Origin of the sequence: Streptacidiphilus sp. EB129 (assembly GCF_041262645.1) — a bacterium.
GTDB lineage: Bacteria > Actinomycetota > Actinomycetes > Streptomycetales > Streptomycetaceae > Streptacidiphilus.
On sequence record NZ_JBGCCS010000042.1, the window covers coordinates 1 to 24,353 of the forward strand.

Annotated in this window: 8 protein-coding genes and 2 pseudogenes; 3 read left to right on the forward strand and 7 right to left on the reverse strand. The window is 72.9% G+C overall.

What is annotated here, in order from left to right:
- Positions 1–270: 270 nt before the first annotated feature.
- Entirely contained in the window at positions 271–765 is a 495-nt protein-coding gene (locus ABH925_RS32510; protein ID WP_370153892.1) for a hypothetical protein, read from the reverse strand.
- Between the two features lie 299 nt (positions 766–1,064).
- On the opposite strand from ABH925_RS32510, the pseudogene ABH925_RS32515 reads away from it, so the two are divergent.
- From ABH925_RS32515 to ABH925_RS32525, 3 genes and pseudogenes are all read left to right on the forward strand, one after another.
- A pseudogene (locus ABH925_RS32515) lies at positions 1,065–1,475 on the forward strand (DUF6879 family protein); the annotation flags it as partial.
- A gap of 33 nt (positions 1,476–1,508) precedes the next feature.
- A pseudogene (locus ABH925_RS32520) lies at positions 1,509–1,712 on the forward strand (helix-turn-helix domain-containing protein); the annotation flags it as partial.
- A 285-nt stretch (positions 1,713–1,997) separates the two neighbouring features.
- On the forward strand, positions 1,998–11,159 hold the full coding sequence (locus ABH925_RS32525; RefSeq protein ID WP_370153945.1) for a hypothetical protein: 9,162 nt from the start codon (positions 1,998–2,000) through the stop codon (positions 11,157–11,159).
- 42 nt (positions 11,160–11,201) lie between these two features.
- Here ABH925_RS32525 and ABH925_RS32530 read toward each other — a convergent pair whose 3' ends face one another.
- The 6 genes from ABH925_RS32530 to ABH925_RS32555 form a co-directional block, all read right to left on the reverse strand.
- On the reverse strand, positions 11,202–11,408 hold the full coding sequence (locus tag ABH925_RS32530) for a zf-HC2 domain-containing protein (protein WP_370153894.1): 207 nt from the start codon (positions 11,406–11,408) through the stop codon (positions 11,202–11,204).
- A 39-nt stretch (positions 11,409–11,447) separates the two neighbouring features.
- The gene (locus ABH925_RS32535) at positions 11,448–21,713 is read right to left on the reverse strand and encodes a hypothetical protein (protein ID WP_370153896.1); all 10,266 of its coding nucleotides are present in this window, start codon (positions 21,711–21,713) and stop codon (positions 11,448–11,450) included.
- A gap of 47 nt (positions 21,714–21,760) precedes the next feature.
- Entirely contained in the window at positions 21,761–22,054 is a 294-nt protein-coding gene (locus ABH925_RS32540; RefSeq protein ID WP_370153898.1) for a hypothetical protein, read from the reverse strand.
- Position 22,055: 1 nt separating this feature from the next.
- Positions 22,056–22,469 carry a YbaB/EbfC family nucleoid-associated protein gene (locus tag ABH925_RS32545; RefSeq protein WP_370153900.1) on the reverse strand — a complete coding sequence of 138 codons (414 nt, stop codon included), beginning with the start codon at positions 22,467–22,469 and terminating at the stop codon, positions 22,056–22,058.
- 83 nt (positions 22,470–22,552) lie between these two features.
- The gene (locus tag ABH925_RS32550; RefSeq protein WP_370153902.1) at positions 22,553–23,794 is read right to left on the reverse strand and encodes a hypothetical protein; all 1,242 of its coding nucleotides are present in this window, start codon (positions 23,792–23,794) and stop codon (positions 22,553–22,555) included.
- A 39-nt stretch (positions 23,795–23,833) separates the two neighbouring features.
- Positions 23,834–24,343, reverse strand: coding sequence for a WXG100 family type VII secretion target (locus ABH925_RS32555; RefSeq protein ID WP_370153904.1), 510 nt, complete (start codon positions 24,341–24,343; stop codon positions 23,834–23,836).
- Between the last annotated feature and the right edge of the window lie 10 nt (positions 24,344–24,353).

A 24,353-nucleotide genomic window follows, 5' to 3' on the forward strand; every position in this document is an offset into this window, starting at 1 on the left:
ACCACGCCTCAACTTGTTTGACCGTCAGCTCATCAGCACACAGTCAGACCAACGAGCACGCACGCTCACAGTCACGCCCAGATGCGGTTGCAGTACTAAGGGCTTTGGCCGTGATCCCCGACGTGACGCAGGGCCAGAAGGGCCCCAGGCTGAGAACGTCGTCCCGGCCTAACCCCTGCTTGCCGCGGCGCCCCGTACCGGACTGGTGCGGGGCGCCTCGCTGTTCCCGGGCTGCGTGGTCAGCTGCACCACGCAGGCCCCGTTCAGTCGTCAGCCGGTGACGTTGAGGGTCCAATCGCACTCGGAGTTGATCTCAAGGTGGTGGGTGCCCCCGGTGTACTGGGGGCTGGACCCTGATCCTTTGGCCTTAAGTTCGTTGACGAGGGGCATGCCGGTTTCGTCGGACACGACGAAGTTGCCTTGGCTGCCGAACGCGGTGCAATCGAACGTGTAGGCCACGGTCCAGGCTGAGCCGGTGGTGAACTGGGCGGTGTTCTTGATGCCCGTGCCCTTGAGGGTGAGGAGGGTCTTCGGGGCGGCTGCTGCTGGTGCGGGTGCTGCTGCTCCGCTGGTGGGTGCACCGGCTATGACCGGGGCGGCGCTGCTGCTCGTCGGGGTGTTCTTGTTGCTCATGGCGGAGGCGACGCCGATGATCACGATGACGGCGATGACGCCGAGGCAGCCGATTCCGGCGCAGCCCTTCGCCTTGGACTTCTTGGGTGCGGGAGTAGCGGGTGCCGGCTGGCTGAACTGAGGCATGGTCATGGCGCTGGTCCCCCAGAGGGTGGTTGGAGCGGCCAGCGTTCCAGGGTTGCGAGAGGCGTGTGCGCAGCGTTACTGAACGGTTACTGCCCCACTTGCCGGGGTGGCAGCCGCTGGTCCGAGCCGGACAGATATGCGACGCCACACCTCCCGCCTACCGCGATGTGACCGCGTCTTGACGGGCAGTCACCAACCCGAGAGGGTGACCAGGACCGCGAAGGCCTCACAGGCGCGGAGGGGATCATGACGCTCCACTACCTCGGCATCGACCCGGCCACCGAGACGGGAGACTCATCAACCACTGGCGCCAGACCGGGGAACGGGACAACGACCCTCACTCCTCGCACTGGCAGCCCTGGACGACGCTGATCAAGGACATGATCTCCTCCGGCGTGGTCGTGCGCCGGGCCCGGATCGTGTCCGAACCGGTGACCGACTACATCAAATATGAGCACTCCGGCACCCACGTGATCCTCTCCGCAGGTGAGCTGGTCCGGTGGCTCCCGCGGGCCCAGGCCTCGGACCTCGCGCTGCCCGGGAACGACTTCTGGCTGTTCGACGGAGCCCTGGTCCGCTTCGGCCACTTCACCGGTGACGGCGCCCTCGCCGGCCACGAGTACCGGAGCGAGCCCGCCGTCGCGAAGCTGTGCACCGACGCCTTCGAGGCCGTATGGGACCGAGCTGTCCCGCACGAGGACTACAAGATCCGATAGGCGAACCGTCGCCCTGAGCGCAGGTCGGGATCCATGACCAAGTCTCCCTCCTCCAGCGCCCAGGCGGCCCGTGAACGAGTCGCCGCACAACTGCGCGACATCCGCCTCGATGCAGCACTCAGTGCCCATGAGGTGGCCCTGCGCTGTGGCTGGAGCGACTGCAAGTCCTCCCGGCTGGAGCACGCCAAGGCCATCCCCTCCGACGGTGATATCCGGGCGTGGTGTGCGGCCTGCGGCGCTGTGGGTGCCGACAACTCATCCGGGCAGGTGAGGCCGCATGTGCTGCTCGTCGGGCGCGGAGGAGACCGAAACCTGTTCCAACTGAGTGGGCTGAGCTGGCGGTGGGCTGATCCGACGACACCCGGCAGTCGGCGTCCATGCTCAGGCAAGCTCCGATTTACCTCGCGGGGCAGCCGTGAACAGTTGCCGACCGGAACATGGCAGCTCCGTACCTGGGGCGCTGCCGGGCCTGGGACGCGCGCATCCTCGGAGCAGCAGTGGTTACCGACGGGGAGCGTCACCATGGGTATCCAGTTTCCCGAGTCGCTGGACTGGCTGGCCAAGATAGCCGCAGGGACCTTTCCCCGGCTGGACGAGGACGAGGTCCGGTCGCTGGCGGCCACCGTCTCGCTCTTCGGTGACCAGTTCGACGGTCTCGCGAACGACGTCGGCGAGGCGCTGGCAACCGCCGGAGGTGCGGTGGGCGGCCAGGGCGGTGAGCAACTCAACGCCTACATCAAGGGCTTGGGGACGGACGGCCCGCAGGTGCTGCACGGGCTGGGCGACAGTCTGCGGGACACCTCGGCGAGCCTGAAGGCCACCGCCCTGTCGGTCGAGTCGGCGAAGCTGCAGGTCATCGAGATGCTGGCCTGGCTCGCCGGGGAACTGCTGTGGGCGGCGGCGATGGCCCCGTTCACCGGCGGCGCGAGCGAGGCGGCGGTGCCCGCACTGGTCGAGGCGACCCAGTCGATCCTGGTCACGGTGGCCCGGACCGCGCTGCAGGAGATCGCCAAGGGCGCGGCGATGATGGCGGGAATGGACGCGCTCACCCAGGCCATCGAGATCGCCCAGGGCTACAAGCAGAACTTCGACTTCAAGGAGTCCCTGGAAGCCGCCGGCATGGGCGCGCTGGGCGGGGCCGTCGGGATGGGCCTCGGCCTCGGCGCGGGAAGGGTGCTGGGCGACACCGCCAACACCTTCGCCGGCAGGGTCGGCACCGGAGCGGTGGTCGGCGGCGCGTCCAACTACATCACCCAGGTGATCGTCTCGACGGCGCAGGGCGAGGCCGACTTCGACCCGATGGGCTTCGTCACCGGTGCGTTCGGCGGCGGGCTCGGCGGGTCGATCCACGGGGGCGGCGGGCACGGGTCGGGGAGCCCGGACGGCGGCCCGGAGCTGGGGCAGGGGCCGGAGGGCAAGCTGGGCGTGGTGCCGCCGCCGGTGCTCCCGCCGGTCGTCCCGCACCCGACCGAACCGTTGTCGGCTGCAGGGGCGGTGACCGGCACGGGTGGGCACGGGGCGCCGGTGCAGGAGCACAGTGCCCCGGTGGTCGAGCCGGCCGTCGTCCCGGTCGCCGTGCCGGGGGAAGAGGGGCTCGGCCAGGGGCAGGGGCCAGGACGGGGACAGGCCCGGACGCCGTCGCAAGCGACGGTGCCGAGCCCGGAGCCGGGCCTGGGGACTGTGCATCAGGAGCACGGCGGGCAAGCGCAGTCAGGCGCAGGTGCGGGGCTGCCTCCGGTGGCCGGTGTGCGCACCGGTACCGGAGAGGCGGGCACTGGCATTACCGAGGGCGTCCCGGCGGGGCGGTCCGATGCGCCCCGCACGCCGGAGCCGGTGGCCGGCGGACAGCAGCCCTCGACCGGGACGAGCACAGCGCCGGCCACCGGGACAACCACAACTCCGATGCGCGGCACTGGAACCGGCGCCGGGACGGAACGGACGACCGGCACCGGCGGCAGCCCGGGCAGCGGTTCCCACGGGCCCGAGAACACCGCCGCGCCGCAGGCCCAGGGCGAGCGCCCGGTCGGTGCGCCCACCGAACCGGTGCCGTCCTCGGTCGGCATCGACACCGGGCGTCCTGCGCCGCTGCCCGGCGGGACCGCGGCGCCGCATGTCGGCGAGTCCGGCACCACGGGTCCGGTGAACCGGTCCGGATTCCCGGAGGCGAGGACCGCGACCCTTGTCCCGTCTGGTACACGGGGAGCGGCCGAGCACCAGACCACGGCTACGCCGTCCGCGTCCACGTCCATCGGACCGGGCGGTGCGCCCGAGGAGGGTGGCGCACCGCCGTCGTCGAGGACGCACACCGAGCCGGTGGTCGGGCGCACCGGCTCGCCCGGGTCCGCGACCTCGCCGCCCGAGCGCAGCACCCCCGCACCGGTCGTGTCGACGCCGGAGGCCACCGGGTCGACGGGTCACGGCAGCGGGCTGCCCGAGCCGAAGGCCGCTCAGACCCGGGGGCCGCAGGAGCAGCACTCCCCCGGGGAACCGGCCACCTCCAACGCCACCGCCAACGCCGTCGCAGGCGGCCGCCCGGAGGTCGGGCAGCCGGGCCGGGGCGGCACACACCAGCCGGTCGCCGAGACGAAGCCCGGCACCGAGACGAAGCCCGGCACCGGGCATCCGTCCGTGGTGCGGACCGGACGGCCCGATCCGTCCCGGTTCGAGCAGGGGCCGCTGTCGCCGACCGGCGCGCACTCCGCTGCCGGACACGAGGCCGTGCCGCTGCCGGACGGGGTGTGGTTCCCCCGGCCGACCCGCAGTTCGCTGACCGAGACCGCCGCACGCGCCGTCCCAGCCGCCGACGGCTGGAAACTGATGGTGGGTCACGGCGCGCCCGGCGGAATCGAGGTGAACGGGCACCTGGTCGGCGCGGACTCCGCGCTGCCGCACGTCGGAACCGGCGACGACCTGGCGTTCGTGGTCTGCTACGCCGCCGCGCCTGGTGCCGGAGGCGTGTCCCTGCTGCAGCACGCGCACGAGCTGTCCGGCAAGGCGGCGCTGGGTCCCACCCACGAGGCCGTGGTCACCCCGGACGGCGATGTGGTGTCGGGTGTGCTCGGTGTGGACGCGACCGGCCGTCCGGTGGTCGTGCCCAAGGGCGGCTGGGTGGTCTACCGGGACGGCAAGGCCACGCCGCTGGGCACGGTCTCGCTCAAGGAGGCCTGGTTGAAGCTGGGCGGCACCAGCAAGCCGGCGGCCGGGCCCGCGCCGGACGAGGCGCTGGCCTTTGTCCGCAAGCCCGGCGAGGGCGACCCGACCACGCCCGCACCGAAGCCGCCGGCCACCCCCACCGCACCCCAGCCCCGGCGCACCCCCCGGGTCCACGTCAACGCCGTGGCCGGCGGCAGCCGCGATCCGGCCCCGCCGCTGCGCCACGCTCCGCCGCAGCAACCCCTGGCCACGCAGCACACCGACAATCACATCACCAACCACGCCGACATCATCACCGAGCACCGGACCGCCGACGACCACACCGTCCCCGCGCCGCCCCTGCATCCGCGCTACGACCTGGCGTTCGGCCCGCCCGTCCCGCACCCGCCGGAGGCCGTGCGGCTGCCGCCGTCCCGGATCACCGCGGACCACCAACTCGGCGCGTCGGACCTGTTGGTCGGCCTGCACCAGGACGACGAAACGGTCACCAACCAGATCACCGACCTGGTCTCGCACGCCTTCGGCAACGACCTGGAGGCGGCGAGGACGATCTCACAGAGCCTCTTCGACGCCCCGGCGCTGCGCCCCAAGCTGTCGGTGCTGTCACGCGGCGACGTACTGGAGGCGCACTTCGACTCCAACGGCTGGTCCGGGAAGGTGACCGCCCGGGTCACCGTCGAGGAGCACGTCTACCTGGACACCGCACCCAAGGTGGAGTTCGAGGGCGGTTCCGAGCAGCAGGGCTCGTCCGCCCTGATCGGGGACCGCCGTTGGCGCTTCACCGGCGGTGTGCTGGGCAAGTTCAAGCCGGCCGGCGGCGAGGTGACCATCCCGCTGACCTACAGCCACGACCGGATGCGCCGCACCGGACGCCTGGACGCCGGCCGCACCATCGCCCGTGGCAAGACGGTCGAGAAGGGCGCCCTCTACGGGACCGGACTGCGGCTGCACCTGGACTTCTCCGACCTGAAGCGGTGGGGCACCCCGTTCCGGCCGGCCCCGGGCCGGAACACCCACACCCTGGACATCGGGGCGACGGTCGCGGTCCCGCACCGGGAGACGACCGCGTTCGACGGCAACCGGCCGCCGCTGCGGCAGCGGTTCGCACCGCCGCAGCGGATCGTGGACACCCACCGGCTCGGTGGTTCCGACATCGTCACCGACATCACCGCGGGCCCCCACGGCGGCCCGGCGGGGCCCAGGGGCACCGAGGCGGTGCTCGCCCAGGCGGACCCGAACGGCCGGGCCTTCTTCGGCGACCAGTGGCCGGACGTGCGGGCCAAGTTGGGCGAGGAGCTGGACCTGGGACGGATCCAGCAGGACCTCAAGGGCATGATGGCCGGCGACCGGATCCGGGTCGAGGTGGTCAGCCGGACCGGACAGGTCGCGCAGGTCGAGATCGGCGCGTCGGTGGCGTCCATGCACCATGTCGGCAACACCGACCAGACCGAGTTCAACGTCGGTACCGGTGTCATGCGTTCGGATTCGCAGCAGAACAGCCGCAACACCATGCTGACCGTCCCCGCACCGGCCACCGGCAGCGCCACGGCGACCGCGCCGGGGCTGATCGGCGGCGCCGGTTCGGTGCAGGGCGGTCGGCAGCGGATCGCGATCTCCGGCAGCACCCAGGAGGTGACGGTCACCAGCAAGCTCAAGGCCCCCGGCGCACTGTTCGACGGGCAGGCCAGCCTGGGCATGGCCTTCACCATTCGCCCGACGCTCGGACGCCAGGTCCGCAACGGCGGGGCCACTGCCCACATCGGGTTCACGTCCCTGGTGGAGCAGCGCGAGGCCCGCCCGGTCGTGGACCCGCCACCCCCGCCGGTCAACGACCCGACCACCGCGCACCCCGATCCCCACCACCCCGACACCGCCCATCCCGGACAGCCGGCCGCGCCGCCCGTCGACCCGACGCGCTTCACCGCCGCCGGGCCGACCACCGTCCCGGCCCGCCGCACCTTCGACACCGGCAGCGAGGTCCCCGCACCCCCGGACGAGGTCTGGGCGACCGGCCCCGGTGGCGGCCTGCGGGACACCGTCACAGTCCGCGACCTCGGCAACATCCAGGCCCTGCACGCCGAACTCGACACCATCGGCCTACGCGAGCTGGGCAACGACTGGCACGACATCAGGGACGAGGTGCTCTGCACCTACAGCCACACCCTGGTGTCCTCGCGGATCACCTCGATGACCCGCGGCCTGCCGCTGGAGACACCGGAGTTGACGGCCGCCCTGCTGAAGCGCGGCATCAAGTTCTCGGCCACCGCGCATGTCACCGAGCTGGAGTACAAGCGCACGGACGACAAGGCCGAGCTCAACACCGTCGCCGAGAGCACCACCTTCGACTCCAGGCGGACCGTGCTGCAACGCACCTGGGCCGGGCAGGTCCAGGGCGGCGGCACCGCGCCGCTGCACGAGTCGAGCACACCGAAGCTGGACTCGGCCGGTCATCCCGTCCTCGACTCGACCGGGAGCCCCGTCCTTGACACCACCAAGGAGTCGGCGGACATCCAGGGCAACTACGGCCTGCAGATCCGCAACCGCAGCGGCTGGCGCAGCGGCGACTCCGGCAAGGTCCACGCCAACGGCAAGTACGCACAGCCCCAGGCGCTGTTCACCGGGAAGGTCGCCGTGGACCTGCGGATCACCCGCGGCAACCGCGCCTCCACGCCGTCCACCGTCTCGCTGGACGGCGAGTTCAGCATGGACGCCCGCGACACCCGCAGCCACCAGGTCGGCGACGACGGCCGCGGGGTGTTCCGGGCCCCCGGCAGCGGCGCGCCGAGGACGGACGCCCGGCCCGCGCCCGCCCGGCTCCACGACGCCCCGCAGCGGATCACCCAGCGCGGCGCGATGGGCGCGTCCGACACCGTGCACAGCCTCGGCGCGGACGACACCAGGCTGCTCCGCAGCATCGAGACGACGCTCGGCACCCATGCCGGGCCGATCCCGGACGATGTCGTGATGCGGCTGCGGCAGCGCTTCGACCCGTTCACGGTGAAGGCCGAGCTGTCCCGGCTCAGCCGCGGCGGGGAGCTGACCGAGACGGTCTCGATCCACGGCTGGAGCGGGACCGTCACCGTCCGGCCCCGGCTGAACAACTTCACCCACACCGAGACCGTCAACGGCTTCGAGTTCGAACTGGGCAGCCAGCTGCGCGGCTCCGCCGGGATATCCCGGGACAACCGCACCCGGCACATCCTCGGCGGGAACATCAAGTTCAAGGTCCCGCACGTCGATATCACCGGCGCCTACAACCGGCTGTTCGACACCTCGACCAGGCTGACCGCCAACGGGGTGGGCGGCACCTCCAGCCGGGGCAAGACGGTCGAGCCCGCCGGGCTGTTCACCGGCGACGCCGACTTCACCGTGCACTACTCGCTGACCCGGCTCGGCAGGCGCTTCCCGGTCCCGCAGGAGGCGGTGACCCTGCACCCCACCATCGCCGTGCCGCTGCGCGACGCCCCCCTGCACGGCCAGGCCGCCCCGCCGCCGGTGGCCCACCCGATCGAGGTGCCGAAGCGGATCCGGGCCACCGAGCGGCTCGGCTCGTCCGACATCGTCACCGACGTGTATCCGGTGTTCCCCGGCGCGGACCAGCGGGCTTCGCTCCAGGCCACGGTCGATCACCTCAACAACTCGGGCAGCCGGACCCTGGGCTCGGACTGGCCCGGGATGCGCGCCAAGATCCTGGACGCGATCGATCCCGGCAAGCTCCAGCCGATGCTCAAGCCGATGATGTCCGGGCACCAGATCGTCATCGACCACGGCCGCAGCCGGACCAGGATCAGCGCGTCGGTCAACCGCATCGAACAGAAGGGCAACACCGCCGCAACCGAGTTCAACTCCGGTACCGGCGTGCAGAACTCGATCACCCGGGCGGACGACGACTCCACCGCGACCAATGGCCGCAGCCACAATGTCACCGTCACCGCGCTCGCCACCAGTGACCCGTTCGGCAGCGGCGCGGCCGTGGTCGGCGGCGGCGGCGTGACCCGCGCCTGGGGGCAGGAGCGGCTCGGCGCGCAGGCCGGGTCGACCACGGCCGGCATGACCACCAAGTCCAAGATGCCCGGGTCGGTCAACGACGGCGTCGCGAACCTGATCGTCACCATGGAGCGACGGCCGCTGCTCTCCCTCGGCAGCCCGGACCGGATCGTCCCGGAGCCGGTGCCCCGCGTCCACGGCGGCGAACCGGTCAACCGGAACACCCCGCGGCCCCCGCGCACCGTCGGCGAGGACGACCGGCAGGCCGTGCCCGTCCCGGCGCCGAACGTGCCTGCGCATGTGCCCGGCGAGGGCGGCACGGGCGGGAACGGCGGGCACGTGCCCGCCGAGGGCGGGAACGGTGCGGGCGCGGCCCACCCCGGGGGTGGCGGGACCGGAACGAACGCGGGGCGGTTCGCCGGGAAGGTGCTGCGCTCGGTGCAGCGTCTCGGTACCACCAGACGCACCGTCGGGGTGACCAGGATCGGCTTCGAGAGCACCGTCCAGGCGTCCGAGGGCCGACCGACCGACACAGTGCGGCCTTTTACCGCCCCCGGCCCGGGCGACCGGCAGCCCATGCCCAGGGAGCCGATGGCGGGACCACCGGTCCAGGTCCCGGTGCGGATCCCGCCGCAACGGCTCTGGGACGGCGGTATGCGCGACGTCGACGTGGTGCGCTGGCTCGGCGACTCGTCCGGCGTCCAGGACATCCTGCGCAGCGTCGGCCCCACGTTCTTCGGCAGGCAGACCTGGAACCGGCTGGAGAGCGTCTCCCGCAGCAGCGTCGGACACAGCCAGCTCTCCGGCAGGTTCGGCGGCGCGACCCGCGGCGAGGAACTCGGCACACCCGAGTCGGGGCACCTCGTCGGGACCAGCCGGGCCGGGGTGACCGGCACGGTCCGGCTGATCCAGCTGGAGTACCGCACCACCGAGACCGGGGTGGAACTGAGTCCCGCCAACGAGACCGTCAGTTCGTCCGGGAGTACCCGGCTCGACTGGGGCACCTGGGGCGGGACCGGGCAGATCGGCGTCAAGGCCGAAGCGGGCAAGGCAGAGGCCAGCGTGATCTTCACCGGCGGCGCGCAACGCCGGGGACGCGACGGCGTGACGCGGACCAACGGCGGACGGGTGATCGCCAGCGCCAAGTTCAACACCCCGATGGCCCGCTACGACGGCTACGCCGAGGTCACACTGAACTTCCGGGACGGCAACCGGACCCGCCGGGAGAGCGGGATCGTCCCGGTCACCATCGACATCCCCGCGCTGGAGACCACGGCGGGGACGGTGCCCGGCAACCACTACCTGGCGTTCAGCGCGGAGGATCCGCAGGGCCGTCAGATCCCGTTGGACCGCACGGACCTGGGCGACCCGCCGCCCCTGGACGCCGACTCCTCCGCCGAGGAGCTGACGTTGCAGCAACCGCCGCCACCCCTCCGCATCACCGTGCCGAACACCACCCAGCAGGTCCGCAACCCCCTGCCGGTCATCCAGGAGCACCCAGCGACCGGGCGGCAGCCCGAACCCGCGCAGGAACCCATCGCCCAGCCGACGCCTCCCGAGCCGCCCAGGACCGTCCTCGAAACGCCCGCCCCGGTCATCGAAACGCCCGAGCCCGTCATCAAGGCCCCGGAACCGGGCGTCGAGGCCCCAACAGCACCTCCCGAACCACCCAGGACGGTCATCACGACACCCGCCCCGGTCACGGAAACACCACAACCCGTCGTCAAAGCCGCGGATCCAGCCGTCGAGGCACCCCGCCAGGGCGCCGCAGCGGCCGCAGCAGTGCCCCCGCCGACCACCGAGCAGGCCGCACCACCAGCGGCGGAACCGCAGATCGTCGTCGAGGTGCCGCCAGGCCGGCCGGGTCCGGTGCGACCCCCGCAGCCGACCCGCACGCCCCCGCCGCCGCCCGTCCTCGAACAGTCCTCGGTGTCCACCACGCCGACCACGGCGTCGTTCCCCCACGCCGTGGCGTCGTCCTCGAAGCTGCCTCCGCCCGTGGCCTCGTCCACGTCCGAATCCAGCACCGTGCACCACACGCCGACGCTGGAGACCCCGGCCCCCCAGGAGCCGCAACCGCTTCCCCACCACCCGCTCGTCCCGCAGCCGGAGCCGACGGCACTGCCGCCCGAACCGGTCCTCGCACCGGCGGAGCGGACGGTGCCGCCGCAGCGGCCGGTGGTCCCGGCCCCGGAACCGACCCCGCTCCCGCCGGAGCAGGTCGTCCCACCGGCGCAGCAGGCCGCGGTCCCGCCGGAGCAGGTCGTCCTGCCGGCGCAGCAGGTCATCGTCCCGCCGGCGGCGGCCCCCGCCCCGGAGGGGCAGATGCTCCCGCCGCCGCCCGGCGATGAGAATTCCATCCCGCTGCAGACCCTGCCGCCCGCAGTGGTCATCACCCCGGCACCCGCCCCCCAAACGACACCCCAGCCAACCCCGCAGCTGGTGGCCCCGCAGATCACGCCCGGCGCAGACGAGACACCCCTGGAGTCCGAGCCGGAGCCAGCGGTGGGCAGCGTCGCCTGGATCCTCTCGGGTCACCGGTGACAACGCCGCGCCCCTGAGCCGTTGTCGCAGACGAAGGGCGGATCAGTTGCGAGGGGACGGACGCCGCGGCGGCGGATCGCCCAGGAGGGTGAAGGCCGCCGCCGTGTCGACCATCGCGATGAGCTCCTGCTCGCAGTCGGGGCAGACGGCCAGGTGTCGGGCCATCAGTTCGTCCTGCTCGGAGCTCAGTGCGCCGAGCAGGTAGCCGCCGAGCGCTTCGCGCAGCCGGGCGTGTTCCCCGTACACCATGTCCTCATACTGCGGCATCGGGCTTTGACGGTCCACTGCTCAGCCCTGCCCCGCGAGTACCGAGGCGATGCCGCCGGAGACCGGCCCTGCTGCCACCGGCTCCGGCTCCTCCGGGATCACGGTCAGCGGTGTCACCGGCGGCCGGCCGGCCCCGCGGGTGGGGAAGGCCGGCGAGGAGCCGGTGCCGCCCCAGCGCACCGGGGCGGCCGGGGGCAGGACGGCCGGGGTGGTGACGACCACCGGGTGCGGAAGGGCGACCGCCCCCGGTGGCAGGTGCTGGTCGATGCCGGCCCGCAGCGCGGCGGCCAGGTCCGGGCCGAGGTCGACCACCGGTCCGCCGCCGCCGGGGCTCAGCTGCCAGCTCCCCGGCTGCCAGCTGCCGGTCTGCGGGCGGCCGTTGGCGTCGTACTGGAGGTTCCCCGCGAGTACCGACCCGTCGGGCCCGGTGAAGGCCGCACCGCCGGCGGTGATGATGTGCACGCCGGGGTTGGCGGCGCCGAGCAGCCCGGCTGCGGTGGGGCCGCCGGGGCCGCCGACGGGGGTGTTGACGTCACAGCCGACCAGCACCAGCGCCTGACCCGGCGTCAGGTTGTGCCGGGCCAGCACCTCGGCCTGGAACTGCGGGGTCGTCAGCGAGCGGTTGCCGACCAGGAAGTTCCCCGCCACGGCCGGGTCGCCGTGGACGTGGACCACCGTGGTGTTGTCGACCTTGGGGAACGAGGCTGCCGCCTGGAACTCCCGGGGACCGTCGTCGGGCACGGTGGCGTGGCCCCTGACCGGTACGATCACCCCGGAGCGGGTCGGGGTGCCGTTGCTGTGCAGGGCCTGCGAGTCCAGCAGCTGGTGGGCGAGCTCCGGGGTGAAGCCGATCTCCAGGCCGTTCCTGACGTGGAAGTCCATCCGGGTGGTGCCTCCGGGCACATTGATGGGGCCGCGCACATTGCGGGCCTCCACCGTGATCCGGACGATCGCGTCGGACTTGGTGCGCAGCCAGGGCACCTCGCGGTTGCGGGAGACCACCCTGGGCATGTCCTTGTGCACCACGAAGCTGGACTTGCCGCTGCTCTGGTTGGCGCCCACACTCAGCGTCCCGGTGGGCTTCTGCGCCTCGTGCGACCCGGGCGGCAGGTGGGCGTCGGTACTGCCGGTCAGGCCGGTGAAGCCGGCCGAGCCGCCGATGCTCCAGCCGTCCGCGGAGGACTCGTTCTGCCCGTTCTCGTTGAAGTGATAGGAGTTGGACTCCAGCCAGCCGTCGAAGTGGTTCTGCACCCGGGCGTCGAAGGGCTCGACCTGGACGGTGATCCTGGCGTGGGTGTCGGTCAGCAGGCCGCCCTCGCGGACCAGCACCGGCGAGACCAGCCCGTTCGCATCGACCATGAACTCCAGCTCATTGGTCATCATCGGGTGCGACAGCATGGCGTGGATGGCGTCCCTGGACCGGCTGCCCAGGGCGGCCGTCCGCTTGGTGCTGAAGTTCTGCGATCCGTCCTGGGTCGGGGTGTTGCCGGCCAGCCGGGCCAGCACCTCGTCGGTCAGCACCCGCAACTTGTCGTGGTCGAAGCCCAGGTTCACGGCCTTGCGGTCCAGCAGGTGCTGCTTGCTGAGCCCCAGCGGCCGACCGCCGAGTCCGGCGACCGTCTGCCCGCGCGGGACCTCCGCGACCGCGACGTGGTTCGGCGCGGGAACGTAGGGCTCCAGGTCGGGCCGGTGCAGTTGCTTCGGTATCAGCACCCGCTCGGTGAGCGTGACCGATCCGGTGCCGTCGGCCCGGCCCATGTCCAGATGGCCGGTGGCCAGGGCGATCTTCTCGGGAACGGTCAGCAGCGCGGTGTTGAGGAAGCGGGACGCGTGCGTGGTGCGCACCACGGTCATCTCGATCCGCAGGTCGCCCGCGTAGCGGTCGGCCGGGCCGCTGATGAAGAGGGTGTTGCGACTGGCGTCGACGCCGGCGGAGGAGCTGCCGGTGCCCCTGGCACGGGAGGTGCCGCCGCTGGGGGTGAGTCCGACGCCCTTGAAGGTGCCCGTATTCGACGGATTCTCGGCGAACTTGGAGCTGAGGCCCCACTCCCGGCTCTCCGGCCTGGAGCGGCTCTGTTCCTCACGGTTGAGCCGGAAGTGGTAGCGGGAGACGCTGGCCTGGGGCAGTTGCTCGACGAAGTGATAGCCCTTGTTGTCGGGGTCGCGGGTGGCTCGGAGCCGCAGCCAGGTGCGGTTGTTGTGGAGCGCGCCGCTGTCGGTGGTGTGCAGGATCAGCCCGGAGCCGAGCGCGGTGTCGAGCAGGGCCTCCGAGGAGCCGACGTTGAGCAGGTTGGCGAGCTTGGTCGGCACCGGCTGGTGCCGGCTGTTCTGCGCGCCGTCGTGGACCTGCCAGTAGTCCTCCAGCGCGCCCTCCGCGTGTTGCTGCAGCAGTTCCTGGGCCCGGTCGAGCAGCGGGTTGCCGTCGCCGCTGACCTCGGTCCGGCGCGGGTGCGGTACCGGGTTGCCGGGGTGGTTGGCCGGCACCAGCAGCCGTTCCGAGGCGGCGACATGCGGGACCAGAGGTTCCACCGGGAGGGTGCGGCCGGGGCGGCCCGCCGCGATCTCGGCGGCGTCGTGCGGGGTGGCCGCGAAGGTGGGTACCACGCGGTCGTTGGGACGCTGCTGGGGTCCGACCACGCCCGCGCCTGCCGGACGGTTGCTGCGCAGCAGCGTGGGCAGGCCCGCCGGGGCCGGGTTGGTGGCGGCCACCAGCGCCGGATCATGCGGGTCGGGGTGGACACCCGGATCGCGGCGCAGGAACTGCACGCCGTCGGTGATCCGCAGCACGCTGCTGCGGACTCTCGGCAACGAGGAGCCGAACATGTTCTTGGACTGGTTGATCACGGTGATCCGGTAGACCACGTCGGCGGTCTGCTCCTGGAAGTTCTCGCGGACCTGGGTGAGCCGGCCGGACACCGGGCCGAGCGTGTGGGAACTCGCGTAGCCGTGGTTGGGCAGCCCGGGGATCTCACCCGAGCGGCTGAAGCCGGGGAAGACCTGCTGGCTGCTGCTGTCGGCCTGCTGGTGGGCCAAGGCGCCGAAGCTCGCGCCCACCTTGAACCGACTCGTCGCGGAGCCGCCCAGGCTGCCGCTGACGTTGCTGCCGCCCTCGGCGACGTCCATCCGCAGGGTGTTGATGCGCTGCGGGGTGGGGCGGTGGGCCTGCGGGAAGGCCTCGATCCTGACGATGGTGTCGCGGTCCTTGATGATGCCCTGCTTGGACAGGGTGGCGGTGATCGGCGAGGGGCCGCGCACCTGGGCCCCGCTGAGCATCTCGGTGCCGGTGGAGGTCCAGCTGATGTCCCCGGCGGCCTCGGGGCTGATGCCGACGCCCTGCAGCAGCAGTTGCACCTCGGACTCCAGGTGCTCCGAGCCGATGGTCTCCATCACCAGGTCGTCGCCGTGCAACGGTCGGTGGGCGTTCTTCAGCGCGGCGGGGAGGTCGGGCAGGTCCACGATCGGCCGGTGCAGGCCCTGCTCGTGGTTGATCCGGGTGATCACGGGATCCCGCTGCGGCACCCGGGTGAGGTGCCCCGGGCGCAGCCGCTGCTGGGCCGGCGGGACGTGCGGGGTGGTCAGGGCCAGGTTCTCCGGGACCACGAAGCGCACGGTGTGCTCGTTGCCGGGGTCTCCCCTGACGACGGCGGGCAGGCTGCGTCTGCCGTCGCGCAGCCGGGTGGCGATCAAGGCGGCGAAGGGGTCCTGGGGGCCGAACAGCGCCTTGACCTTCTGGTAGGCACGGCCCGGCAGGTCGCTCCAGGCGAGGGGGGTGCCGAGGCGTTTGACGCCGACCTCGATCCGGTACTCGACCTGGTAGTCGAAGGTCCGGGCGGGGCCCTCGTAGAGCATCGCGTGGAGCTGGAAGCCGGACGAGCCGACGCTGGTGGAGGCGCTGTCGCCCTTGCTTCCCGCGGCTTCGCCGCTGAAGCCGAACTGCCGCAGGTCGCTGCCGTCCAGCTTGCCGACACCGGCGGTGAAGCCGCCGTTGACGGCTCCGGACAGGGTCGCCGACAGGCTGTCGCCACCGCCGCCGCCGGCGAAACCGGCGGGCATCAGCTCCAGTTTGGCGTTGTCGACCCGCCCGGCGACCGGCGGCACCGTCGGCACCTTGTGGCCGACCACCCTGACGGTGATCTCCTCGGTGCCGCCCGGCACCTGACGGTAGAACCTGTCCTTGACCCCGCCCGGCTTGAACAGTGCGCTGCCCCGGTTGATCAGGCCTTCCCTGCTGTACTTGGCGAGCAGCTGCCGGCGCAGGTAGGCGTCCTCCAGGGTGGTGCGCTTCGGGGCCCAGGTCCGGCCGAACTCGACCCGGCGCAGGGTCTGCTCGATGGTCGGGATGACCCGCTCCGCGCCGGCGAGCCGGCTGATCGCGGAGAAGCCGATGCCCCTGTCGGCGGCCAGGGCCACCGGCGGGTGCCTGACCTGTGCCTCGGCGGTGACCATGGCGTTCCGCGCGGCGGCACCGCGCGGCCGGGGGTCGAGATCGGGGTGCACCTGCGCGTGGGCCGCGGTCCACGGCGCCGTCGCGGGCGCTCCCGCGGCTTCGCGGGAGATCAGCGCCTCGAACCGGTCGGCCTCGCGGGCCGGGACCCGGATGAACTGGGTGACGTCCTCGGTGACCAGCGGATCGTGCTGGTGGCCCAGGCCGGGCAGATCGGAGAAGACCCTGACGTCGACCCGGCTGGTGACCCGGAACAGCACGCTCTTCTCCGGGTAGACCAGGCCCCGGACCTCGCCCGCGCCGGTGTTCTGGTTGTGGCTGCGGGTGGTCCCGAAACGTGCGCCCAGGTTGAAGCCGACGCTGGCCGAGTGGTTGAAGCCGAACGGGAGGGTGGGGTCGCCGACGGTGTAGCCGAAGGTGCCCTTGATCGGGGTGATTCCGAAACCGCCGGACTCGCTGGTTCCGCTGTTGGTGTTGACCCAGCGCTGGCTCTCCTCCTTCATCGGGACCGGGTCGGTGCCGACCCGCTGCGCGCCCAGCATCCGCGACTGGACGTCCAGAACCGCCGACGACTTGCCGTCCGCCGTGCGGTAGGCCGGGGACATCGCGCCGACCGAGCTCAGGTCGCCGTAGTTGCGCAGCAGGTTGGGCTCGCTGATCCAGTGCCCGATGCCGTCGTGCAGCGGCGATCCCAGTGCCACGGCGGGCGCGGGCAGGCTCGCGACGACCCGCTGGCGCAGCCGTCCCAGACCGGAGAGCGACTCGGGGATGTGCATCACCTGGCCCAGCACGGAGGTGATCCGCCCGGCGGTCGCGGTCGCCACCGGTCCCCCGGCGTCCAGCGCCTGCGCGGTGATCCCCCGGTACGGTCGGGTGGTGCCGCGACGGGCGGCCGGGGCGGGCAGGACACCGACGTTCCCGGGCTGCTGGCGCGGCGTCAGCTCCTTGGGGAAGGCCAGCCGGGTCGACGTCGGCACGACCTGTGGATGCGCAGGGGCGGGCGCGCCCCGGCGGGTGAACTCGATCCGCACGGCGGCGTCCGGGAACTCGAAGTGCGACTCCTGGCCGCCCAGGTCCAGGAAGCGCTTGGTCGCCGACACCCCGTCGTTGCCGAAGGACCAGCCCTTGGCGCTGTCGCCCCCCAGCGAGAACTCCGCGGTGGCGGAGAAGATCTTCGCCGGCAGTTCGCCGAACGGTACCGCGACGTTGACCGCCGCCGACACCGAGCGCCCACTGGAACCCGTGGTCCGGGACCCGGCGATGTTCTCGTGGTCGCCCTCGACCGCACCGTGGTGCTTCTGCCCGTACTGCTGCTGCTGGACCGCGGGGGCGTCGCGCTCGTCGCCCTGGGCCTCGAAGGCGGGCTGGTAGCGGGCTCGGGCCGGATCACCCAGGTCGAGCGAGACGTTCAACTCGTAGTGCACCCCGCCGACGGTCACCGCAGACCGTAGCCCACCCTCCTCCAGCATCTGCTGGGTGACCGCCCGGCCGCCCAGCCGGGTCAGCTGCTCCCGCATCACCCGGTTCACCGCGCGCCGCGCCCCCGCGCTGGTGCCGGCCGGGCCGTTCCTGCTGACCAGATTGGCCATCGCGGCGTCGTCACCGATCCAGGTGGCGCCGATGCGCTGCACCCGGCCCCGGTAGCCGAGCGGGTACTGCCGCCGGTTGTGGGCGTCCAACTCGGCGAACCCGGGCGGCAGCTGACGCGGCGGGTCGGTGCGCAGCCGCTGCTGCCGGGCGGCCTCGCGGCGCAGCCGCCACTCGGCGGCGGACTGGGCCGGGTCCCGGTGCGGGTCCTCGATCTGCCGGCGGGTGTGTTCGGCGGCGCCCGCGCCGAGCTGCTCGCTGTTCCTGACCGCATGCGGCTCGGTGCGCATCAGCGAGGCCCAGGTGAGCCGGTCCTGCTGGTCCGGCCCGTACAACCGGGCCGCATGGCGCTGCAGTTCGGTGTTCTCGGCGGTGAGCTGGGCCTGCCGGGCCGGGCCGGCGGCGCGCTGTTCCGCCTCCCTGACCCGCTGCTGGTGCCAGGTCCGGCCGGCCGCGAGGGCCTCCGCCGAGGCGTTCGCAGGGGGCTGCAGCGGCACCGAGTCGCGCGCCTCGCGCAGCACCCGGTCCCTGGCCTGGATCCCGGCGGCGAGCTTCGCCTGACGGGCCACCGCGCCCAGGGTGCCGATCCGCGCCCTGATGCCCCGGCCGGGCGGGGGCGGGACCGCGACGGCGGCGTTCACCGCCTCGCTGAGTTCCTGGTAGGCGTGCACCCGGGCGGCGGTCCGGGCCGCGACCGGGCTCGGTCCGGCCAGGCCGGCCGCGGTGGCGGCGTTGGCGAGGAGCTGGACGTGGTCCGCCTCGTTCAGCCGGTCGTTCGCCGTGGTGGTCACCTGCTCGTGCACCGCGGACATCCGTTCCAGGATGTCCAGGCGGTCGATCGCGGTGACGTCGCCCTCCAGCGCACGGGCCGTCAGCTGCCGCACCTGGGCGACGTGGTCCGGCAGTCGTCCGGCGATGCCGGAGCCGGTGACGGCCTGCTCGTGGGCCGCCACGGTCTCCAGTTCCACCCGCTGCTCGATGTCCGGACGCCGCACGGCGTCCGCCCCGGCCTGCCGGACCAGGGCGCGTTCGCCCGGGGTCAGCGGCCGGGACCAGGTGCTCGGCCCCGGTCCGGCCGGGACGCCGTGCACCGTGCTCGGGTCGGGCACGGCGCGGCCGCCCGGCCCCCGGTCGGTGGGCACGAAGTGGCTGTCGCCGACCCGGGCCAGCATGAACGGGTTCCCGTCCGCGCGGGCGGTGCGCGGGGCGGCCAGCAGCTGTCCCGCGCCCTCCGGGATGCCGTCGGCCCCGACCACGCCCAGGTCCAGCTGGAAGGTGTCCGCCGCCAGGTGCGGGGCGAGGGCGCCCAGTTCGGGCGTCCAGCGGGCCGGGTCGCCCAGCGATCGGAGCAGCTGGTCGGGGGTCTGGCCGGGCGCGAGGAAATGCGCGTAGCGGGGGGCCGGGCTGCGCAGGTCGGTGCCGAGGTGGGCCAGCATGGCGCTGCGGACCATGGCGACGGTCGGCGCGGTGCCGTGGAAGTGGTTGGTGAGCTCCGGGGTGGTCATGTGGAGCAGCGCGGTGAAGAAGGAGCCCGGCCGGTGCGCCCCGGCCAGGGCGGCCGCGACCGGGGCGTACCCGTAGCGGGCCAGCCCGGTGACCTGCGCGTCGCTGACCCCGTAGGCGAAGCCGACCGCGGTGTCCGGTCCGGGACCGCCGGGGCGCGGGGTCGCGCCCAGCCGGGCCCAGGCCTCGGTGAGCGAGGCGGTACCGAGGCTGCGCGGGCCGTCGCCGTCGTGCACCACCCAGTCGCCCTTCGGGACGACGACGGGGCGGCCGGTGGCGTCCACGCCGATCACTCCGGAGATCACGTCGCCGGCGGGTGTGACGATGGCCTCGTGGGTGGGGCCGAGCGCGGCGTTGCCGGAGGCCTCGAACACGCCCGCGAGCAGCGAGCGGCCACCGTCGGCGGGGGACGCCGCGGCGTAGCAGGTGATCAGCGCGAGGTTGTCCCGGCCGGCGTCGAGCTGCGCCACGGTGGCGTCCGCGCCCAGCAGCCGGCCGCCGAGCTCGGCCTTTCCGCGTTCCCCGTGGGCGACCAGCAGCTTCCAGCCCTCGGCCCCCGGCACGGCGTGAGCGGCGGCGGTGTGCAGCGCGGTTCCTCCCTCCCGTGGGAACCAGAGGCCTCCGCCGGGCAGCGGCATCGGGTCGGTGACCCGGCCCTGCGGCGGGGCGACCGGCTCGGGCCGGCGGGCACCCGGCGACGGCACGGTTCCGCTGTGCGCGGGAGCAGCCTGATGGTTCGCCGGCGGCTGCGGGGAGGAACCGTCAGGCCGCACGCTCTTCGCCCCCGGCAGCCCGGAGCCGTGGACACCTGTAGCAGAACCGGCACGTGCGGGTTCGTGGACGACCGGACCCGAAGTCGCCCCCTTGGCCTCCGGCAGGCCGGTTCGCTGCGACTGCGCGGAAGCCGTGGCCGTGGCCTCGGTCGGCACCGGTTCCCGTACCACCGGGCCCGAGGTCGCGCCCCTGGCCTCCGGCAGGCCCGTGCCCACTCCGGCAGCCCCCGACTGCGGCACCTCGTGCGGCACCTCATGTGTCGCCTCAACGGACGGCAGCCCCTTGCCCTGCGACTGCGCGGAAGCCGTGGCCGTGGCCTCGGTCGGCACCGGTTCCCGTACCACCGGGCCCGAGGTCGCGCCCCTGGCCTCCGGCAGACCGGTGCCCACCCCGGCAGCCGGCGACGGCGGCACCGCCCGCGCGGTCCGGGGCGGCAGTACCCCCTCGGCGAGTGGCAGAGCCGCACCGCTCGCGGGGTTCGTCCCGCCCGGCTCCGGCGTGGTGCCCGGTGCCGGCGCCGCGCCCTTCGTGGGAGCCGAGCCCGGCGTCGGGCTGATGACCTGCCAGCCGCCCTCCCCCGGGGCCCCGGTGCCGGCGCCGGCGCCGACAGCGCCGCCCTCCCCCGTGACGGGTCGGGTCACGACCAGCCCCTGACCGCCCGTTCCGACGGTCACCGCTCCGTCCGGGGCGAACACCGCGACCTGGTGGTCGTCGGCGAACTGCTGCAGCCCCGGGTACTCCTCCGGGCCGACCGGCGAGGTGATCACGACGCGGCTGGGCAGCGGCAGCTCCGCGCCGAGCTGCTGCCGGGTGCCGCTCCAGACCGTGGCGAGATGGTCGCCGAGGCCGCCCTCGGGGATCGGCTCACCGTCCGCGCCGGTCCGGGCCGCGCCCGAACTGCCCAGTACCAGCACGTCCGGGAGGTCGGAGACCGCCGTCAGGAACTCCTCGCCCGGCCCGGGCTCCGCCCCGAGGTGCACCAGCAGCGAGCCCTCGCCGTTGGCCTGGACCCGCAGCGGTGCGCCGGGGACCGACGGCGGCCCGAAACCGACCGGTGGCTGCTCCAACGCGGGAGGGCCTTCCAGCAGGTCCGGCGGCAGCTTCAGGTCCTTCCCCGGCAGGCCGCCGCCGCCCCGTGCCGCGAGGCCGGCGTGGACGCCCGCGCTGATGCCGCCGCCGACCGCCCCCTGGACGAAGCCCAGGTAGCCGAAGTCGGCTTGGCCCTGGGCCGCGGAACCGATGATCTGGGTGATGTAGTTGGACGTGCCACCGACCACCACACCGGTGCCGACCTTGCCGGCGAAGGTGTGCGCCGCGTCGCCGAGGATGCGGCCCGCGCCGAGACCCAGGCCCATCCCGACGGCTCCGGACAGCGCCCCCATCCCCGCGGCGTCGAGCATCTCGTTGAAGTCGAAGTTCTTCTTGTAGCCCTTGGCGATCTCGATGGCCTGGGTGAGGGTATCCATCCCCGCCATCATCGCCGCGCCCTTGGCGATCTCCTTGATCGCGGTGCGAGCGATGCTGACGACCACCGACTGGGTGGCCTCGACCAGCGCGGGCACCGCCGCCTCGCTCGCACCGCCGGTGAACGGGGCCATCGCCGCCGCCCACAGCAGCTCCCCGGCGAGCCACGCCAGCATCTCGATGACCTGGAGCTTGGCGTTGACGATGGACAGCGAGGTGTTCTGCAGTTCGGTGCTGACGTCGCTGAGGCTGGACTGCATGCCCTGCAGGACCTGCGGGCCGTCCGTGGTGAGCTGACGGATGTACGCGCCGAACTGCGCGCCGCCCTGCCCGCCGACCGCGCCGCTCGCCCCGGCCAGGGCCTCGCCGACGTCATTGGCGATGCTGCCGAAGTCGTCGGAGAACTGCGAGGTGGTCCGGGCCAGGGCGTTGACCTCGTCCTCGTCGATCCGGGGGAAGGCTCCTGCGACGATCACGGCGAACTTCGCGAGCCAGTCGGGGATCTCGATGCCCATGGACGGCTCTCCCGTGCTCGTGCCGGTACCGGCGGGTGGGGGTGGGTTCAGGCGCCGGCTGCCCGGTCGGCGGCGTGGTAGCTGTCGCGGGTGATCTCGATCGCGGTGCGGGTGTCACTGACGGTGCTGCCCATGCCCTCTGCGCCCTCGACGGTCTGCGTCAGCGCGGGCTCCAGCCAGCCGCGCAGGCTGTCCGAGTACGGGTCACCCGGCTCGCCGGGGACGTATACGGCGTCACGGAAGTCGTCCGCGGTGTGCTTCAGGTGGTCGCTGACCGAGGCCAGCCGGGTCATGGCCGCGGTGAGGTCGCCGTGGTCGGCGTAGATTCCGCTGTCGGACATGTCAGCTTCCTTCCTCGGGGGCGAGCAGCTTCCTGATCTCCTCGGGCGTGCGGGGCTTCTCCGGCAGCAGCTTGCTCCAGTCGAGCTTGCCGTCGGCGAGTTCGTCGAAGGCCGTGCCCTGCGGCAGGAACGGGGTCATCAACTGCCGGGCCTCGCCGCGGACCTTGTCCCTGGCCTTGCCGAGGGTGTCCAGGATGACCTCGCTGAGCTCGGCGGGCTCCATGGTCTGGTAGTCCTTGGACTCGAACTTCAGGGCCGTCAACTGGCCTCTGGCGTCCACGGTGACACTGACCGATCGGTCCCTGGACCGCACCGTGGCGGTGGTCCCGCCGAGCTGCTTCTGCAGCTCCATGAAGCCGTCGCGCTTGCGCTGGTAGCCGTCGAGCAGTTCCTTCAGCCGGGCTTCGGCGTCCACAACCAACTCCCCTCCGTATGAGTGCTTCTACGGAGGGGCACGGTCATCGGGCCGCCACGGTTCAGTCGTCTTCTGTTCACTTCTCAGTAGCTGTCGTCGTCATCGTCGAACGGGCGGCCGATCGCGCCGAGCAGTACGTCCTCGTCGCCGCCCCAGACGTCGCGGTCCTCCTCCAGCCAGGTGGTGCGCCCCCGGTCACCCTGGCCCGCACCACCCATGCCGCCGCCCATGCCCATGCCGGGCATCATCGGCATGCCGCCGGCCTCGCCGCCCATCGCCGCGGCCTCCTCGGCCGCGCCGGCCGCACCGAGACCGCCGGGTCCGGTGCCGCCCTGTTGCTCGGCGAGGGCGGCGCGTTCGGCCGCGCTCAGCGGCAGGCCGTCCGCGCCGAGCGGTTCGCCGTTGGGGCCGACACCGCCGGCGCCCAGCCCGCGCGCGCTGCTGACCCCGTCCAGGCCGCCGAGGCCGCCGCCGGCCAGACCGCGCGCACCGAGACCGCCGCCTCCGGCCAGGCCGCCAGGGGTGGGCAGGAACGCACCCGCACCCAGGTTGGCGATGCCGCCCCCGCCCGGGCCGCCGGGACCGGAGCCGGGACCGAGGCCGCCGAAGGCCCCGCTGGTGCCACCGCTGCCCAGCGAGCCGGGGTCGAACGAGGTGACCGGGCCGCCGGAGAAGCCCGCGCCGAGGCCGCTGGTACCAGGGGTGAAGTCGGCCAGGTGGGTGCCCGGGTCGAGCGACCCGCCCGGGCCCAGGCCCCCGCCCGCGCCGAGTCCGGTGCCCAGCGTGCCGCCGGGGCCGAGCGATCCGCCGGGGCCGAGACCGTTCGCGGCGAGGTCGCTCGCACCGCCAAGCGGTCCCAGGCTGCTGGCTCCGCCGAGCGGGTCCAGTGCCTTGGCATCGCTGAGACTCGCGGGGCCGAGGTCGTTACTGGCACTGGTCATCCCCTGCAGTCGGGGCAACGTGTCGGACCCGACCAGCGGCGCCAGGTCGGCCGGGCCGTTCGGCAGGTTGGTACCGGGACCGTTGCTGCCCGGGTTGAAGTTGGGGTCGGGCGGCGCGGGCTTGAAGGTCGGCGCGACGGTCTGCTTGAGCTGGCTCTCGATGGTCTGGTAGTTGCCGGCCAGCAGCTTGATCAGGCTGCGCGACGAGGCCACCAGCTCCGGCGAGCGCTGGCTGTGGTAGATCGTCACCGCCCCGCTGTAGCCGGGATAAGTGGCGCTGATGTCGGCCGGCAGGCTGATCGACGAGCTGGGGCCCGACGAGTTGAACACCGAGGTGTCCGGTGTGTCGGGCATGTCGGTCGACGGACCCGTGCTCGCAGCCATGACAGCCTTCCTCTCCAGTTCGGGTACGGGTGGTGCGAGTTACTCGTTGACCCAGTCGGAGTACGGGTCGCTGTTGGCCGCCGCCGCCGCGTCCTGCGCCGCCTGCCACGTGTTGACGGCGTCGTAGGCCATCTTGTTGAGCGCCAGCTGGGCGTCCGACAACTGCTTGCCGGAGGCGGCCATCAGCACGTTGTACTCGTGGCCGATCCGGGTGACGGTGTCGGCGAGCCAGCCGAGGATGCCGTCCATGATGGCGGCGAACTCATTGGCCGCGTCGCCGGTCCACAACGGGTCGTCATGGGTGCCGAGCAGCTGTGTCAGCAGGCTCTGGAAGGTCTTGCCCGCCGTGATCAGCGCGGTGGCGGCGGTGCCGAAGTTCTCGCCGGCCTGCAGCAGGGTGTTGGGGTCGACCACCTCGGCGCTGGGGTCGTTGGCGAAGCCACCGGAGAGTGCACCGACGACCTGCTCGTAGCTGTAGGAGTCGTACATGCCGACGGCGCCCTTGGGGCCGTCGCCGTTGGTGCTGAACGGTGGGGTGTCGTCACTCATGTCGGCCCGA

Excerpts from the sequence above, each read along its gene's own strand:
- ABH925_RS32540 (WP_370153898.1), bottom strand. The coding sequence starts at position 22,054 with ATGTCCGACAGCGGAATCTACGCCGACCACGGCGACCTCACCGCGGCC.
- ABH925_RS32550 (WP_370153902.1), bottom strand. The coding sequence starts at position 23,794 with ATGGCTGCGAGCACGGGTCCGTCGACCGACATGCCCGACACACCGGAC.
- ABH925_RS32535 (WP_370153896.1), bottom strand. The coding sequence starts at position 21,713 with ATGGGCATCGAGATCCCCGACTGGCTCGCGAAGTTCGCCGTGATCGTC.
- ABH925_RS32510 (WP_370153892.1), bottom strand. The coding sequence starts at position 765 with ATGACCATGCCTCAGTTCAGCCAGCCGGCACCCGCTACTCCCGCACCC.
- ABH925_RS32530 (WP_370153894.1), bottom strand. The coding sequence starts at position 11,408 with ATGGTGTACGGGGAACACGCCCGGCTGCGCGAAGCGCTCGGCGGCTAC.
- ABH925_RS32555 (WP_370153904.1), bottom strand. The coding sequence starts at position 24,343 with ATGAGTGACGACACCCCACCGTTCAGCACCAACGGCGACGGCCCCAAG.
- ABH925_RS32525 (WP_370153945.1), top strand. The coding sequence starts at position 1,998 with ATGGGTATCCAGTTTCCCGAGTCGCTGGACTGGCTGGCCAAGATAGCC.